Raw genomic sequence first — 13,775 nt, 5'->3', positions numbered from 1 at the left:
ATTTCTTTATCCAGGCGTAAAGGCTGTGGGTGGTGATATCGAGACGTGTTGCAACGCTGGAAACAGAATAACCACGATCAACAACCTGTTTGACTGCTTCAATTTTAAACTCTTCGGGATAACGCTTACCGCTCATGGGCACCTCTCTTTAAGCCATCTTAAATGACTCCGAGGTGTCTGTTAAACCCGTGGCGATTCACGCATCCTGAGGCGGATTCATTTAACTCATTCCTGGCATCCAGCGCCGCGCGTGTATTTGAAAAACAAGGCTCACTGGTTCAGACAGTCAATTTATACAGTGAAAATTTCGAACCGTGTGAGGGACAGAATTTTTACCCTGACAGGCAGGCCCCCCAGAGATTTGATGCCCTGCTGGAACAGCGGCATCACTGGGAAATGCATAATCTGTCTGATGATGTTGTCAGGCATATTGAGTCATTAAAAAGTGCTGATCTACTGCTGCTGCATTTTCCTTTCTGGTGGTTTGGTATGCCGGCGATCCTCAAAGGCTGGATGGACCGGGTATTTGTGTATGGCGGGATATACGACAGTAAACATCGACACGAAAATGGCATCATGAAAGGTAAACGGGCTTTGCTTACAGTAACGGCCGGTGCACCTGCTAATGCCTGTGGCCATAACGGACGCCATGGCGATATGCGGTTTCTGTTATGGCCGCCCATACATGCACTGCATTATATAGGTTACAGCATGCTGGAGCCTTACCTCATCCATGGCGTACGCGGCGGCCTTGATGGATTAGCCAAAGAAAAACAGCAGCAATTTCTCGATCAAAAAGTGAAAGATTTCGAAAGCAGGCTTATCGCTATCAATGACTGGCCCATTATTCCTTTCAATAAAGAAGAAGATTTCAATGAGGACAAAACATTAAAACCTCATTCACCGGAGTACAGCCCGTTTGTGCGGCACAATCCGGGGAACTGGAACGCTTACCCAATCTGAAAGATTAACTGTCCGTGGTTTGCCTGCGCCACGCTACTGCCTCACCTGAAGAGAAGGGAGGCGCTCATTTCATTATCTTTACCGGGGCTGGACGGAGGCGTGCATAACGTGTTTTGCACGCCTCCGTCAGCAGACAAGCCATGAAACGACCGTTACTGGCGCGTCAGTTGTTTTGGGTGCGCGCTAAGGCAATATTTACCTGCTCCCTGACCAGAACCAGAAAATCATGGGGGGTGATGCCCCACAGCAACGGATCGAAATACATGCCATATCTTTTACTGAAGGCCATATTCATCGTATCCCCCAGAGCCAGAAAATCGTCAATATCTTCGAGAAGCGCCATCTGCATCGCCTTTCCCGACTGCCGGTTATAGGCGTCAATTTTGGGCTGGAGTGCCTCACTGTCATCAATGAGGTCGTAATCATGCCCGAAATAATTACAGACCAGATTATCCAGCTCCAGGGGGGTATCACGCTGTTTCATCATTCACTCCAGGGGCATCGACGTCAGTATAAAATAAGGCTTACCATTGTACTCAGTGAGCTCCAGCCACACTTCAACACGGTAACAGTTTCTGACTTCTGAGCTTCCTCTTTTCATCACAATCCCGGTAGGATGTGTGAATTGCATGGATATTTTTTTCCGCCATGGGGTGCCTTTGGGCTGAAATTTGACGAACATTTCTATCTCATTTTTATGGGCTCTCAGCACTTTTGTCGTGAGAATTTCAGCCTCGTCAAGGTTTCTGAATGAGCTGGTCGCAGGCAGCATCGGCCTTCGCTGAAGTCTGGCAGCAAGCTCTTCAGGGGTTTTACCTATATGCCTTTCGATAGTATGGCCGCCCGGGTGCTGACCGGTAACTGATTCATGTTCTGCCAGTTTTATTCTCCCTGATCTGACGGCGACAACACGTACAGCTCCCACTGCCACGGAGAACCCAACCGGAATGGCAAGATCCACTGTCATGCCGACTTTTAAAGCCGTATCGCGATCGGCTCCCAGCGATTCTGCCAGCAGAACTGCTGAATTGTAGGTATCTGTATTTATCTGTCTGCCGCTCCATATCTGGCGAAATGAAGCCTGGACGGTATCAAGGCTATGCGTGCCGACGACAACACACCCTGCTTTGGTTAACATTGTGGGCTCCGGAACCACGCACATCACACCGGCACCGAACATTTCCACCACACCGCCTGCCAGACCCAGTCCGCCCCATAAACGGTTGCTGAGCGTTTCGCCTTCGCTGATACTTTTTTCTGAAAGTGTGGCTGCCAGCTGCACTGGCGACAGGGCAATTCTGAGGCCATTCGTATCACTCATGCTCCTGTACTCCCTTATCAGATGTCTGAATTATAAACAGCACAATACAGCTTATCCCCGGATAACTTGCTGTGTCACATCGGGTCTGTTTTTATTACGTTTAAAACTGAATGAATAAAAGGGGAACCAGAGTATGGCTGAAGAGGCAAAGAGAGCCCTGACCTGGGACATGGCATTGCGGGAAGGCTTCGAACCCAGAGAATATGACTGGAAAAATATACCTGAGGGAACATGGCAGGCACGGCTGGATTTCAAAATATGGTCCAGTAAATCCACGGCCGGCCATCTTGTCTGTTATATGACGTGCCTTGATAATTCGCAGCGTTACAGGCTGTCAGCGTTCCGCCTGGGGGACGGAACGACACGATATACCCCCAAAGACGGCGGGATCGATTTTTCAGAAAAAGGCCTCGAAGGGCATATCTTTCTGGTCACAACCGTGACGACATCAAAAGGGGGAAGCACCTGGGTCGCCGCCGAATATGATGATTAAATCCGACCCGGGCCGCCTTATCGATTAATTTTCAAAATCCTGTTTAGGGTTTATCGCTGACCCGTCCTTTCTCCTTCCGCATCCTGTCCGCACCCCTTAATCCTTCTGGAGGTGCGTATGAACTCAAATCGTCCGGCCATGCGGCACAACCGTCGTGTCCCGGGCATCACCGGCCTGGTACTGCTGACCTGTCTGGCGTCAGCTGCTGCACAGGCATCCGAGAAAGACGAGCTTGCGTCTGTTCAGCGTCAGCTGGACCAGGTGCAGGCGTCGCTTGAGCGGGCCCGCGTGGCAGCTGCACAGGCCGACCCGGCTGACCGTGGCCGCTTTTTCTTTGATTACCGTCAGGCCACATCCGATCTCAACACCATCCGCAGCGGCATTGACCGCTATCTGGAACCCTCCCGCGCGCAACCGCGTGACCCGTCTTTTGTGGCCGGTAATTACCGGCGGGAGCGGCCCTGATGCCCATGACACCCGAGCAAACCAACGCGTTTAAGGCCGGCTCCGGCAGCCTTGACCTGAGCATTCTTAATCTGCTCAGCATCGGGGCACTGATAGCGTTTCTTTTTCTGTGGGCCGCGTGGGGGCTGTCGGATGTCTGGACCGGGTGGAGTAACACCAAAGTGCGGGATGCGGCGCTGGGGCGCTTTGTTATCCGCGTCGTGCTGCTGTTGCTCGCGTGTATCTGGATGTTCGCCAGTTAACGCATTCAAATCATTTCAGGAGATACATTTCATGCACCAATCTGAGTCTGTTGTTGCCCGCCTGCGCCGTCTTGGCAGCCGTGCGCTGACCCGCGCCGGTACGCTGGCTATTCTGGGCTGGCTCACCTGCAAACCGGCCTTTGCGGATTTACCCCAGGTTGAACCCCCCACCTCGGGCGGCGGAAGCGGCCTGTCCGGACAAATCAAGGGGTACATTCAGGATGGCCTAGTTATCGGCGGGCTGGTCGTGGCCGCCGTTGCCTTTATCAACGTCGCCATTGCTGCCCTGCACACGTTTACCGAAGTCCGTAACGAGCGGGCCACCTGGACCAAATTCGGCGCCATTATCGTGGTAGGTGTGGTGCTGCTGGTTACCGTTATCTGGCTGGTCGGCAAGTCTGCCGACATTCTGTTGTAGGAGTCCGCGACGATGCAGACCATTCGTTTTCTCCCTGACCGTCTCAACAGTGAGCCCGTGGTGTTTCGCGGGTTTACCACCCATGAGATGGGGCTGGCAGCCCTTGCCGGCGCGGGAGTGGGTCTGCTCCTGTCACTGCCGTTTATCCCGCTGGCCGGCTGGGTTGTTGTTCCCACCGGCCTGCTGGTCATGCCGCTGCTGCTGGTCTGGTTTGGCGGCCGCTGGATGGCCAGGCTCAAGCGCGGTAAGCCCGAGAACTGGCTCTGGCAGCGACTGGAGACCAAAAAACGCCGGCTGGGAATGGGCAATCCGAAACTGATAGTGGATGCCCGGGGCTGGTCAGTGAAACGTAACAGGAGAGCCTCATGAGCCGTTTTCGCCATGCGGTAAAAGACCGCGACCAGCATATTCAGACGCTGCGCATCGCCTGCGCCGTACTCGCCTTTTTCCTTTTATTCACCTGTGCCGGCTGGATGCTGGCACCCAGCAAGCTGACCGTGCATAACCCGCCGGATTTACGCTCCGGCAGCACGCGACCCTGGTGGGAGGTGCCGCCCCCGACCGTTTACTCTTTCGCCTTCTATATCTTCCAGCAACTGAATGCCTGGCCGAAAAATGGCGAGGTGGACTATTCCGCCAAAATCAATGCGCTGTCGCCGTATCTGACGCCGTCCTGTCAGGATTTCCTGAAAGCGGACGCGAAGAAACGTGGTGACGCCGGCGAACTCACCGACCGCGTGCGCGTGGTGTATGAACTGCCCGGGCGTGGTTACCAGTCACAGAGTGTGACCGTACAGGATCGCGATCACTGGATTGCCCGCCTGGACGTGGTGGCCGACGAATATTTCCATGCCGAGCCGGTCAAACGCGCCCTGGTGCGTTACCCGCTCAAAGTGGTGCGCTGGGAAGGGGATGCGGAGCGCAACCCGTTCGGCCTGGCACTGGACTGTTATGCCGGTGTGCCCCAGCGTCTGGAAGCGGCACCGCCTGCACCCAAACCGGAGAAGTCAGGAGTCTTTCAGTGATGAGTAAAAATCCCCACGCCCGCGCCGGGCTGATGGCGCTGTCCCTCGCCCTGCTGCCCCTGGCGATACTGGTATCACGTCCTGCCGGCGCAGATGAGCTGATGAAATGGGAGCGTATTCCGCTGCAGATCCCCCTGAAGGTGGGGCAGGAGCGGGTGGTCTTTGTAGATAAAAACGTCCGCGTTGGGTTTCCGCCGGCGCTTAACGGCAAACTCCGGGTGCAGAGCACGGGGGGGGCCGTCTACCTGAAAGCCGACAGCGCCTTCCCGCAGACGCGGGTGCAGCTGCAGGATGTGGAAAGCGGCGAGGTCCTGCTGTTTGATATCGCCGCCGATGAAAAAGGGCCGACCGAACCGGTCCGGCTGGTCTACAGCGGTGATGTCAGCACGCTGAGCCAGGCGTCTGATGCGGCCGGTCAGTTATGTGGTGCAGACCGGGCTGCTTCCGGATCAGGCCCGTCAGCCCCCACCGGCAGCGATGACGGCACGCAGGCCAGGCGCAAAAAAATCCGCTACAGCGCCCCCATTCCGGTGCTGCTGACCCGCTATGCCGCCCAGAGCCTGTATGCGCCGGCCCGTACGGTTGAGGCGGTGCCCGGTATTCATCCGGTCAACCCGCATCTGCCCCGACGTGTCAGCACGCTGTATCCTTCAGAGCCGGTGACGGTCACGCCGCTGGCGGCCTGGGGGGTGGCAAACCGCAGCGTGGTGGCTCTTAGGCTCACGAACACCGGCGGCCGTAAGGTGGTTCTCGATCCGCGTGCGCTGCAGGGGCAGTTTGTGTCCGCCACTTTCCAGCACCGCTGGGTCGGTCCTGCCGGCACGCCGGAAGACACCACCACCGTGTATGTGGTGACCGCCGGTCGTCCGGAGAGCGCCTTCATCGCCGAACCATCTGCGCTGCGTAAAGCGGCCCGTGCAGTAAAACAGGAGGCCCGCCATGCAGATTAAATCCAATGCCCTGGTGAAAGTCATCGTGCCGGCCGTGGTGATTGCCGGGCTGGCCGTGGGGCTCAAAAGCTGCAAAAACGAACCGGCAGAGCAACCGCAGGCAAAACAAAGCGGCGGTGCCCTGCAAAACCTCTCGCCGGATGAGCTGAAGGCGCTGGGCGTGGAAGGCGACACCCCGGAGGACACGCTGCGCACGCTCATCGGCCGGCTGAACGATGTGCGTGACCGTCAGAAAACCCTCGATAAACAAAATGCTGAGTTGGTGAAGGAGAACGAGCGCCTGCGTAAGCGCAATCAGGACGTGTCAGGGCAGGTGAATGAGGCCGTGAACGGTCTGCGCGAGCAGTACGACAAACGCCAGGCACAGCTGCAGGATGAGCAGCTCAGCCTGACGGCGAAGATCCAGAGTCTGACCGACAAGCTGAAACAGCCCGACGCCGGGAAAAAGGCGGCAGACAGCGATATCCCGCTGGGGCTGGGCCTGGATGGTATGGGCAGCAGCACCGGCGGCGCGGCATCTCAGGGCAGTGACGGCATGATGTGGGTCACGCCGACAGACCAGAAAGAGACGGATCCGCGTGATGCGGCCAGCGGCAAGGCGTCACCCCAGTTCCCGACTTCGTTTCTGGGGGACAATGAGCTGACCCGCCAGAAAGCCGCCTATGAGCAGCAAGTGAAGGGGCACACGAATGAGAAAGGGGCGGAAGAGAGTGCCGAGCCGGTGTACACCCTGCCGGAAAACTCCACGCTGGTCGGCAGCCGCGCCATGACGGCGCTGCTGGGGCGGGTGCCCATCAACGGTACCGTGACCGATCCTTACCCGTTCAAGGTGCTTATCGGTAAGGATAACCTGACGGCGAACGGCATCGAGCTGCCGGACGTTGAAGGGGCCATCGTTTCCGGAACGGCCAGCGGTGACTGGACGCTGTCCTGCGTGCGCGGCCAGGTGACCAGCGTCACGTTTGTCTTTTCCGACGGTACGGTGCGCACCCTCCCGAAACCCGAGGCCGTTAACAGCGGCGGGCAGAATAACAACAGTCAGGCTAAACAGGATACCGGCACCGGTGGGGGTATCGGCTGGATTTCGGATGAAAACGGCATCCCGTGCATCGGGGGCGAACGCAAGTCCAACGCCTCCACCTATCTGCCGACCATCTTTGGCCTGTCAGCGGCCGGTGCGGCAGGAGATGCCCTGAGTCAGGGCCAGTACACCACGCAGAACAACGTCAACGGGATTTCCTCCACCATGACCGGCGACGCCGGACAGGCAGCGCTGGGCAAGGCCATTTCCGGCGGCATGTCGGAGACCACGGACTGGATCAAACAGCGGTACGGGATGACGTTTGATGCCATTTATGTGCCGCCGGGGGCCCGTCTCGCGGTGCATATCACCCGTCAGCTGGCCATTGATTATGAAGACAAGGGCCGTAAGGTGCGTTACGACTTCACCCTGCCCGGTGGCGTCAGCGACAGCGGCGGGCTGGACTGAGTGACGGTCATGACGGGGCACATGACGCTTCTGCCGATGTCATCCGTGTGCCGGACCTTCAGCGATGGCGCGGGCTGGCACATTGACGTGCGGCCCTCGCCGTCGGCCGTCCTGCAGCTGCGTCCGGTGGCGCTGCTGCCTGCCCGTCTGCCTTTACTGCGCTGGCAGCGGGGCCGGCTTTTACTGGATACCGGCCGGTTTTCCCTGCCGCTCAGTGCCTGCGACTGTGCCGTATCGTGGTACAGCCCGAAACTTTCGCGCCGGCTTCACTGCCCTTATATGTCCCTGCAGGAGCTGGCGCACCTGCTGAATGTCAGTGCATTTGTTTTTATCTGCAGCGGCTATGAACCGGCCGCCTCACAAAGGAGATACCGGTAATGTACAGAACGGTTTTCATTCTGGCTCTGGCCTGTTCAGAGCTCAGCGGCTGCTCAACCTCCAAGGAGGAAATGCTGCCGGCGGGCGATAACACCATGCTTGAACTGTGGAACGGCGCGGACGGTGGCGGCAGTACCGCCCGCCAGTCAGCAGAGGCCCGGGACACGCTGCGCCGTCCGCTGACGGGCAGTGAAACGCAGGCGGACGCGCAGGCCGACCGCAGCTACAGCCGGACTCAGGAGAGTGAAATTTCGCAGCAGTTTCCCCGGCTGCCTAACCCTGACATGGTGATGTATCTGTATCCCCATCTGGCCGACGGTAACACGCCGGTGCCGGGTTACAGCACCGTGTTTCCGTTCTACAGCCAGACGCAGTATGCCATGCCTGGCGAGCGCACGGAGGCCCTGTAATGTTTTCACTGTTTACCCGCACCACCTCCCCTGGCCGGCAGACGCCGGCTGATGGCGGTCAGGCTGATGAGGCCCTGAGCGCGGGCGTGAAGGGCCGTCAGCCCCTGACGCGTCCCGGGAAAATGTCCCGCCAGGATGAAGCAAAAATTTATCATGCCAGTCCCTCCATCATTGATTTTCTGCCCTGGGCGGAGTTTCTCGATGAAGAGCAGTGTCTCCTGCTCGATGACGGTGTGTCGGTGGGGGCGGTTTATGATGTGACGCCGGTAGCGACCGAAGGGCGAACCGAAGATCGTCTGGAGCAGATCCGTGATTCGGTTGAGGATGCCCTTCAGGACAGCTTTGATGAACATGACGTGAATCCCTGGGTCGTGCAGTTCTTCTGCCAGGACGAGGACGACACTGACGCGTACCTCGACAGGCTGCGCGGGTATGTCCGGCCGCATGCGCAGCGCACGGCGTTTACCGACGCCTGGCTGGGTGAAATGGAGCGCCATATCCGCAGTATCTCCCGGCCTGAAGGCCTGTTCACCGACTCACTGATCACCGGCCAGCCCTGGCGCGGGCAGCAGCGCCGCACCCGGATGGTGATTTATCGCTGGCTGGGAAAAACCCGGGATCCGATGCCGCCGGTGGCGATGCTCAACCAGGTGTGCGACCGGGTAGTGAATGCCCTGGGCGGGGCGGGGATCCGCTGTACCCGACAGAACGGCCTGCAGGTGCATGGCTGGCTGCTGCGGCTGTTCAATCCGTCACCGGACTGGGTGGAGAAAACCACGCTTTATCGTCAGGCCGCTTACGCAGACCCCCGTGAGACACCCGAAGGGACCGTGCCGGTCAGCAATGATTTTGCCGAAACCCTGTGGTTCACGCCGCCGGTCTCCGACCCGGAAAACGGCGTGTGGTGGATTGACAACAAGCCGCACTGCGCGGTGTCGGTGGAAAAACTGCGTACACCGCCGGAGCCTGGCACGCTGACCGGGGAGAAAAGCCGGGGTGAGAAGAAAATCAATGCCCTGATGGATATGTTTCCGGAAGGGACCATGGTGTGCATGACGGTGGTGGTGCAGCCCCAGGACCGGCTTGAAGAGCAGTTTAACCGGCTGTCGAAAAACGCGGTCGGGGAGAATACCGAGTCGGGCCGCGTCCGCCAGGATGTGAAGACGGTCAAAGAGTACCTGGGCAACCGGCACAAGCTGTACCGGGCGGGGATCACTTTCCTGCTGCGCGGTGATGACATGACCAGCCTGAAGCGCAAGCGGCTGGCGCTGTCCACCGTACTGCTCGGGGCGGGCCTGCAGCCGGTCCGCCCGGAATTTGAAGAGGGGCCGCTGAACAGCTGGCTGCGGGCGCTGCCGATGTGCTTTAACCCGGACAGTGACAAAAAACACTGGTACACCCGTCTGACCTGGGTTCAGCACCTGGCCGGTCTCCTGCCGGTGACCGGGCGGGAAACCGGCACGGGGCATCCCGGTTTCAGCTTTTTCAACCGCGGCGGGGATATCCTGACCTTCGATCCGCTCAACAAGCATGACCGTACCCAGAATGCGCATCTGCTCCTGTTCGGCCCGACCGGGGCGGGCAAGTCGGCCACGCTGTGTGCCGCGCTCTCCCAGCTGATGGCTGTGCATCGTCCGCGACTGTTTATTGCGGAAGCCGGGAACTCGTTTGGCCTGCTGGCCGACTTCTTTGACAGCCTCGGGCTGACGGTGAACAAAATCAGCGTCAGACCCGGGAGCGGCGTCAGCCTGCCGCCGTTTGCTGATGCTCACAAACTGGTGGAAGAAGGCCTGGCCGCCCAGGCCGTGGATGAGAGCGACCTGCCGGATATCGACACGGACGACGATGGCGAGGATGACAAACGTGACATTCTTGGTGAAATGGAAATCTCCGCGCGCATGATGATCACCGGCGGCGACCCGAAAGAAGAGGCTGACCTGAAGCGTGCCGACAGGGCGATGATACGTGAAGCGCTGCTGATGGCGGCGCATGCCACATATAAAGAAGGACGGCAGATGCTGCCGTCTGACCTGCAGCAGGCGCTGTATGACATCGCCTCTGATAATGATGAGGGCGTCATTAATGTCCGCAATGCCCAGCGCAAGGCGAAAGCGGCGGAGATGGCGGAATCCCTGGGCATGTTCACCCAGGCCGGCAGCTTTGAAGCGGAGCTGTTCAACCGCGAAGGGGCGCTGTGGCCGGAAGCGGACGTGACGCTGGTTGACCTGGGGCATCTGGCCCGTGAGGGTTATGAAGCGCAGATGGCCCTGACCATGGTTTCGATGACCAACATGATTAACAACATCGCGGAGCGTGACCAGTTCCTTGGCCGGGATATTGTCTTCACGGTGGATGAGGCACATATCGTCACGGTCAACCCGCTGCTGTCGCCGTATATGACCAAGGTGGTCAAGATGTGGCGTAAGCTCGGGGCCTGGCTGTGGCTGGCCACCCAGAACCTTAAAGACTACCCGGATATCGCTGAGAAAATGCTGAACATGGCGGAATGGTGGATTTGTCTGACCATGCCCCCGGAGGAGGTGAAAGATATCAGCCGCTTCCGCGCGCTCACGCCGGAGCAGGAATCGGTGCTGCTGTCCGCCAGTAAACTGTCAGGCTGTTATACCGAGGGCGTGGTACTGGCGAAACGGATTGAAGCGCTGTTTCGTGCCGTGCCGCCCAGCCTCTTCCTGGCTCTGGGCATGACGGAAAAAGAGGAGAAAGCCGAACGCCGGGCGCTGATGAATCAGTTTAACTGCAGCGAACTGGAGGCGGCAAAACGCGTCGCACTGAATCTGGACCGTCTGCGCGGTCTGACGGAGAATCAACAGGAGCATGCCACGGTATGATGACACTGAAGTACCCTGAACCCGCCATTCATGAGCACAGTGGCGGTGCGCTGTTCACCCTGTCGCCCCAGGGGGAGCCCGGCGTGCTCCCGGCGACCCATCAGCACCTGATGAGGCTGCGGGCAATGATCAAACAGCGACTGACCGGCCCGGTCAGAATGACCTGTCACCCGCACCGGGTGGGGCTCAGCAGCAGCGTGGCCATCTACCTTGAGGGAAAGCTGAAGCAGGCGGTAAACATTCTTATCACCGTGACGGGACAGGCGAGCTGGCCCCAGGAAGAGGAGTATGCGCATCCGCGCTGGTATATCACGGTGCCGGATTCGGCTGACCTGGTGTATCTTATGCTGTGGATCAACGGGCTGGACGTTTAAAACAGAAACTTGCCTTCACCAGGGGCCTGATAATAAAAATAACATAATGCTTTTTTTGATACCGGCCGCTGGGGCCGGTTTTTTTGTTATAACTGTTTTGTATATAAAGTTTTTTAAAGTACTCTAACCTTGATGCTAAGGTTTAAGTTTAACTACTTATTTATTGAAAGCCATGCTGATAGTGGTTTTTTTTAAAGAAATGATTACACTTTTCAAGTAACTATCATTTCATACATACGTTCCTTAATGGCAGGCTTAAGTAAGTGATGAAACATAATACATTCCGTAAGAAAGTTGAATTTAATAAAATTATTATCATCGATTCTTTATCTGAGAAGGATTATCACTCTGCGACAAGACTGTACGAGGATGTGAATGTTCAATGTGATGGTGAAGGGGTAGCATATGTAAATGCTCCAGATGCAGAGTCATTTCGTGATGTTATCCAAATGATAAAAGACAACTTTGACCCAGATATAAATACAGGGTTCAAACCAATCATCCACATTGAAGCTCATGGCTCAGCAGAGCATATGAGACTGGCTGATGGAAGCGTAATTCCTTGGGAAGAGCTTGCTGAAGACCTTAGGTGTATTAACAGATTCATGAAAAATTCGCTTATAGTTTTCATCGGAACCTGCTTTGGTTTTCATTTTATCTATAATAACCATAGCTTAAACAGGTTTACCCCTGCTTACCTTTGTATAGCTCCAAAGGAGAAAATTGATGCTGTCGATGTTGAAAGAGCATCTCAAACGTTTTATAGAAATCTTTTATCAACGGGAGACATCACAGCCTCAGCCGGTAAAGTTGATGCAAAACTCTTTTATACCTTTAATTCCGATTATATTTTCCACAAGGCATTTCATGAAGCTATGCTTCGTGGTCATAAAGGCAAAGCGTTACAGGAAAGGAAAGAGAAACTTTTGTCGCAAGCAATTTTACTCATGAAAGATAAATGGACTCAGATGAGTCCAGAGGAAAAATCAGATTACCTTCGAAAAGCGCGTTCTTTGTTTGATTGTATGGTTAAAAATAAGGGTGCGCTCAAAGCATATTTTAAACGATTTTCAATCTAGTTTATGGGATATGCAGATGACGCAGTCTTTGAGGAGATCTGGGCCAATATGCAGATTAATAATCAAGGTAAACTCTACTAAAGCACCTAAGGCTCCTAGACCATCAGATTAATTTTTAATTTGTGATTTTGAATTTATTGCGGCTTTTCTGAGCTGCCACGGGCACGCTGTCAGGCGATTCAGTCTGACGGAGTCCCGATTCATGAAACTGACCTCCCTTGTTTTCCTGCCGGCTCTTCTGCCGGCATCCGTACTGGCCGGCACTGTTCTCTTTACTGACAGCCAGCACCTGCCGGCAAACCTGCCCTCGGGCGTGCCGGTGGTGCTTCTCGATGGTCCAGACCGGCTGCAGGCCGACATGTTCGGAGAGCTGCCTGCAGACCCGCAGCAGGCTGAGGCACAGGTCAGGCAGGTTATGGCATCACCTGCCTGGCAACAAAAACAGCTGCAGCTGGATGATTCTTATCGCCAGGTGGTCCGGGCGTGGGAGCTGGGCATCAAAAAAGTGCCGGCGGTGGTATTCGATGACCGCGATGTGGTGTACGGCACCACGGATGTTGACGTGGCCACTTCCCTGCGTAACCGGGGAGGTGGCCAGTGATGACAAAACCCTCCCGCATTAAAACCACAGTGTGCTCGCTGGCGGTAGCCACCGTACTGGGTACGGCAACCGCGCCTGCGGCTATAGCCGCACTTAACACGGCGCAGATTATCGCCAGCGCCGTGTCGCAAAACTGTATCAGCTGGCGTGTCAGTGGCATCTGTTACTGGCTGTTCTGCACCCCCTTTGGCTGCAAGGTGCGCACGTCGGTCAAAGTCACCCACTTCATTCCTCAGACAGTCGTTTCGACCTATGTCGCGCCGGGCGGCAACCCGTGGCAGGAAATGGCGTTTGTCAGCCAGACTGCCGGCGGGCTGGAGAATGCGGCGACCAGCGGGCTCTCCGGTGTTTCTGCCGGCGGAGCTAATCCGGCCGATATGAAAAATCCCGGCCAGCGCAAGTCCGCCGTTCGTTTCAAGTATGCCGATGCGATTGGCCACCCGGCCACGTCCCTGATTGGCGGCAGTATTCCGGGCTATTCCTGTGATACCGCAGCCACCCCGTTAATGCGTAAGCGTATCGTTCAGACCGTCTTTTATTTTTCCCCGTGTTTCCTACCATGGACATTTTCGCGAACATGGACACTACCGTGGACAGAAACACGCCTTACACCAGAAGGCCCTGGATCACAGCTGCACTCAGCCTGCGCTTTAACGACGCCCTGACTTACCGTGAAATCGCTGAGCAACTGAACATCAGTACTTCCTCTATGCATAAA

The 13,775-nt window shown here is 56.6% G+C and carries 18 protein-coding genes and 1 pseudogene; 16 read left to right on the top strand and 3 right to left on the bottom strand.

Features of this window, described 5'->3' with window-relative positions:
• A partial coding sequence (locus tag GS12_RS20395; RefSeq protein WP_034950302.1) for a transposase occupies window positions 1-136 on the bottom strand: 136 nt, incomplete at its 3' end.
• Window positions 137-162: 26 nt separating this feature from the next.
• Between GS12_RS20395 and GS12_RS20390 the strand changes: the two genes are divergently transcribed.
• The gene (locus GS12_RS20390) at window positions 163-963 is read left to right on the top strand and encodes an NAD(P)H-dependent oxidoreductase (protein ID WP_052118545.1); all 801 of its coding nucleotides are present in this window, start codon (window positions 163-165) and stop codon (window positions 961-963) included.
• Between the two features lie 163 nt (window positions 964-1,126).
• Here the strand turns inward: GS12_RS20390 and GS12_RS20385 are convergent, their stop codons facing one another.
• Window positions 1,127-1,450: a contact-dependent growth inhibition system immunity protein gene (locus tag GS12_RS20385; RefSeq protein WP_031592987.1), complete on the bottom strand. Its 324-nt coding sequence runs from the start codon at window positions 1,448-1,450 to the stop codon at window positions 1,127-1,129.
• The gene (locus GS12_RS20380) at window positions 1,451-2,284 is read right to left on the bottom strand and encodes an RNase A-like domain-containing protein (RefSeq protein ID WP_031592988.1); all 834 of its coding nucleotides are present in this window, start codon (window positions 2,282-2,284) and stop codon (window positions 1,451-1,453) included.
• 133 nt (window positions 2,285-2,417) lie between these two features.
• Here GS12_RS20380 and GS12_RS20375 point away from each other — a divergent pair, with 133 nt between their 5' ends.
• The 15 genes and pseudogenes from GS12_RS20375 to GS12_RS20305 all read left to right on the top strand — a co-directional run.
• Window positions 2,418-2,777, top strand: coding sequence for a hypothetical protein (locus tag GS12_RS20375; RefSeq protein ID WP_031592989.1), 360 nt, complete (start codon window positions 2,418-2,420; stop codon window positions 2,775-2,777).
• A gap of 117 nt (window positions 2,778-2,894) precedes the next feature.
• Window positions 2,895-3,242 (top strand): integrative conjugative element protein, RAQPRD family, encoded by a 348-nt coding sequence (locus tag GS12_RS20370; protein ID WP_031592990.1) that lies wholly within the window; start codon window positions 2,895-2,897, stop codon window positions 3,240-3,242.
• Window positions 3,242-3,484, top strand: a complete 243-nt coding sequence (locus GS12_RS20365) for a TIGR03758 family integrating conjugative element protein (RefSeq protein WP_031592991.1) — start codon at window positions 3,242-3,244, stop codon at window positions 3,482-3,484. The genes GS12_RS20370 and GS12_RS20365 overlap by 1 nt, the downstream gene beginning before the upstream one ends.
• A gap of 31 nt (window positions 3,485-3,515) precedes the next feature.
• Window positions 3,516-3,902: a TIGR03745 family integrating conjugative element membrane protein gene (locus GS12_RS20360; RefSeq protein ID WP_031592992.1), complete on the top strand. Its 387-nt coding sequence runs from the start codon at window positions 3,516-3,518 to the stop codon at window positions 3,900-3,902.
• 12 nt (window positions 3,903-3,914) lie between these two features.
• Window positions 3,915-4,271, top strand: a complete 357-nt coding sequence (locus GS12_RS20355; RefSeq protein WP_031592993.1) for a TIGR03750 family conjugal transfer protein — start codon at window positions 3,915-3,917, stop codon at window positions 4,269-4,271.
• Window positions 4,268-4,927 carry a PFL_4703 family integrating conjugative element protein gene (locus tag GS12_RS20350; RefSeq protein WP_031592994.1) on the top strand — a complete coding sequence of 220 codons (660 nt, stop codon included), beginning with the start codon at window positions 4,268-4,270 and terminating at the stop codon, window positions 4,925-4,927. Before GS12_RS20355 ends, GS12_RS20350 begins: the two co-directional genes overlap by 4 nt.
• Entirely contained in the window at window positions 4,927-5,877 is a 951-nt protein-coding gene (locus tag GS12_RS20345) for a TIGR03749 family integrating conjugative element protein (protein WP_034950299.1), read from the top strand. Before GS12_RS20350 ends, GS12_RS20345 begins: the two co-directional genes overlap by 1 nt.
• Window positions 5,867-7,366, top strand: coding sequence for a TIGR03752 family integrating conjugative element protein (locus GS12_RS20340; RefSeq protein WP_031592997.1), 1,500 nt, complete (start codon window positions 5,867-5,869; stop codon window positions 7,364-7,366). Before GS12_RS20345 ends, GS12_RS20340 begins: the two co-directional genes overlap by 11 nt.
• A 21-nt stretch (window positions 7,367-7,387) precedes the next feature.
• A complete protein-coding gene (locus GS12_RS20335) occupies window positions 7,388-7,744 on the top strand; it encodes a hypothetical protein (protein ID WP_235188746.1) in 357 nt (118 codons plus the stop codon).
• The gene (locus GS12_RS20330) at window positions 7,744-8,154 is read left to right on the top strand and encodes a TIGR03751 family conjugal transfer lipoprotein (protein ID WP_031592999.1); all 411 of its coding nucleotides are present in this window, start codon (window positions 7,744-7,746) and stop codon (window positions 8,152-8,154) included. Before GS12_RS20335 ends, GS12_RS20330 begins: the two co-directional genes overlap by 1 nt.
• Window positions 8,154-11,003 carry a conjugative transfer ATPase gene (locus GS12_RS20325; protein ID WP_031593000.1) on the top strand — a complete coding sequence of 950 codons (2,850 nt, stop codon included), beginning with the start codon at window positions 8,154-8,156 and terminating at the stop codon, window positions 11,001-11,003. Before GS12_RS20330 ends, GS12_RS20325 begins: the two co-directional genes overlap by 1 nt.
• Window positions 11,000-11,377, top strand: coding sequence for an acetyltransferase (locus tag GS12_RS20320; RefSeq protein ID WP_031593001.1), 378 nt, complete (start codon window positions 11,000-11,002; stop codon window positions 11,375-11,377). Before GS12_RS20325 ends, GS12_RS20320 begins: the two co-directional genes overlap by 4 nt.
• 263 nt (window positions 11,378-11,640) lie before the next feature.
• On the top strand, window positions 11,641-12,456 hold the full coding sequence (locus GS12_RS20315) for a hypothetical protein (protein ID WP_235188747.1): 816 nt from the start codon (window positions 11,641-11,643) through the stop codon (window positions 12,454-12,456).
• 202 nt (window positions 12,457-12,658) lie between these two features.
• Window positions 12,659-13,057 (top strand): TIGR03757 family integrating conjugative element protein, encoded by a 399-nt coding sequence (locus GS12_RS20310; protein ID WP_031593003.1) that lies wholly within the window; start codon window positions 12,659-12,661, stop codon window positions 13,055-13,057.
• Window positions 13,057-13,566, top strand: a pseudogene (locus GS12_RS20305) (TraU family protein); the annotation flags it as partial. The gene GS12_RS20310 and the pseudogene GS12_RS20305, both read left to right, overlap by 1 nt.
• Window positions 13,567-13,775 lie beyond the last annotated feature (209 nt).

It is taken from the genome of Erwinia oleae (genome assembly GCF_000770305.1).
Taxonomy (GTDB): Bacteria; Pseudomonadota; Gammaproteobacteria; order Enterobacterales; family Enterobacteriaceae; genus Erwinia; species Erwinia oleae.
The sequence above is the reverse complement of the archived record's forward strand: the minus strand, read 5'-3'. Positions and strand labels throughout refer to the sequence as shown.

What these genes read in the sequence shown, in the direction of transcription:
- GS12_RS20330 (WP_031592999.1), top strand. Translation starts at nt 7,744, where the DNA reads ATGTACAGAACGGTTTTCATTCTGGCTCTGGCCTGTTCAGAGCTCAGC.
- GS12_RS20360 (WP_031592992.1), top strand. Translation starts at nt 3,516, where the DNA reads ATGCACCAATCTGAGTCTGTTGTTGCCCGCCTGCGCCGTCTTGGCAGC.
- GS12_RS20320 (WP_031593001.1), top strand. Translation starts at nt 11,000, where the DNA reads ATGATGACACTGAAGTACCCTGAACCCGCCATTCATGAGCACAGTGGC.
- GS12_RS20340 (WP_031592997.1), top strand. Translation starts at nt 5,867, where the DNA reads ATGCAGATTAAATCCAATGCCCTGGTGAAAGTCATCGTGCCGGCCGTG.
- GS12_RS20350 (WP_031592994.1), top strand. Translation starts at nt 4,268, where the DNA reads ATGAGCCGTTTTCGCCATGCGGTAAAAGACCGCGACCAGCATATTCAG.
- GS12_RS20385 (WP_031592987.1), bottom strand. Translation starts at nt 1,450, where the DNA reads ATGATGAAACAGCGTGATACCCCCCTGGAGCTGGATAATCTGGTCTGT.
- GS12_RS20370 (WP_031592990.1), top strand. Translation starts at nt 2,895, where the DNA reads ATGAACTCAAATCGTCCGGCCATGCGGCACAACCGTCGTGTCCCGGGC.
- GS12_RS20335 (WP_235188746.1), top strand. Translation starts at nt 7,388, where the DNA reads ATGACGCTTCTGCCGATGTCATCCGTGTGCCGGACCTTCAGCGATGGC.
- GS12_RS20375 (WP_031592989.1), top strand. Translation starts at nt 2,418, where the DNA reads ATGGCTGAAGAGGCAAAGAGAGCCCTGACCTGGGACATGGCATTGCGG.
- GS12_RS20310 (WP_031593003.1), top strand. Translation starts at nt 12,659, where the DNA reads ATGAAACTGACCTCCCTTGTTTTCCTGCCGGCTCTTCTGCCGGCATCC.
- GS12_RS20365 (WP_031592991.1), top strand. Translation starts at nt 3,242, where the DNA reads ATGCCCATGACACCCGAGCAAACCAACGCGTTTAAGGCCGGCTCCGGC.
- GS12_RS20380 (WP_031592988.1), bottom strand. Translation starts at nt 2,284, where the DNA reads ATGAGTGATACGAATGGCCTCAGAATTGCCCTGTCGCCAGTGCAGCTG.
- GS12_RS20355 (WP_031592993.1), top strand. Translation starts at nt 3,915, where the DNA reads ATGCAGACCATTCGTTTTCTCCCTGACCGTCTCAACAGTGAGCCCGTG.
- GS12_RS20390 (WP_052118545.1), top strand. Translation starts at nt 163, where the DNA reads ATGACTCCGAGGTGTCTGTTAAACCCGTGGCGATTCACGCATCCTGAG.
- GS12_RS20345 (WP_034950299.1), top strand. Translation starts at nt 4,927, where the DNA reads ATGAGTAAAAATCCCCACGCCCGCGCCGGGCTGATGGCGCTGTCCCTC.
- GS12_RS20325 (WP_031593000.1), top strand. Translation starts at nt 8,154, where the DNA reads ATGTTTTCACTGTTTACCCGCACCACCTCCCCTGGCCGGCAGACGCCG.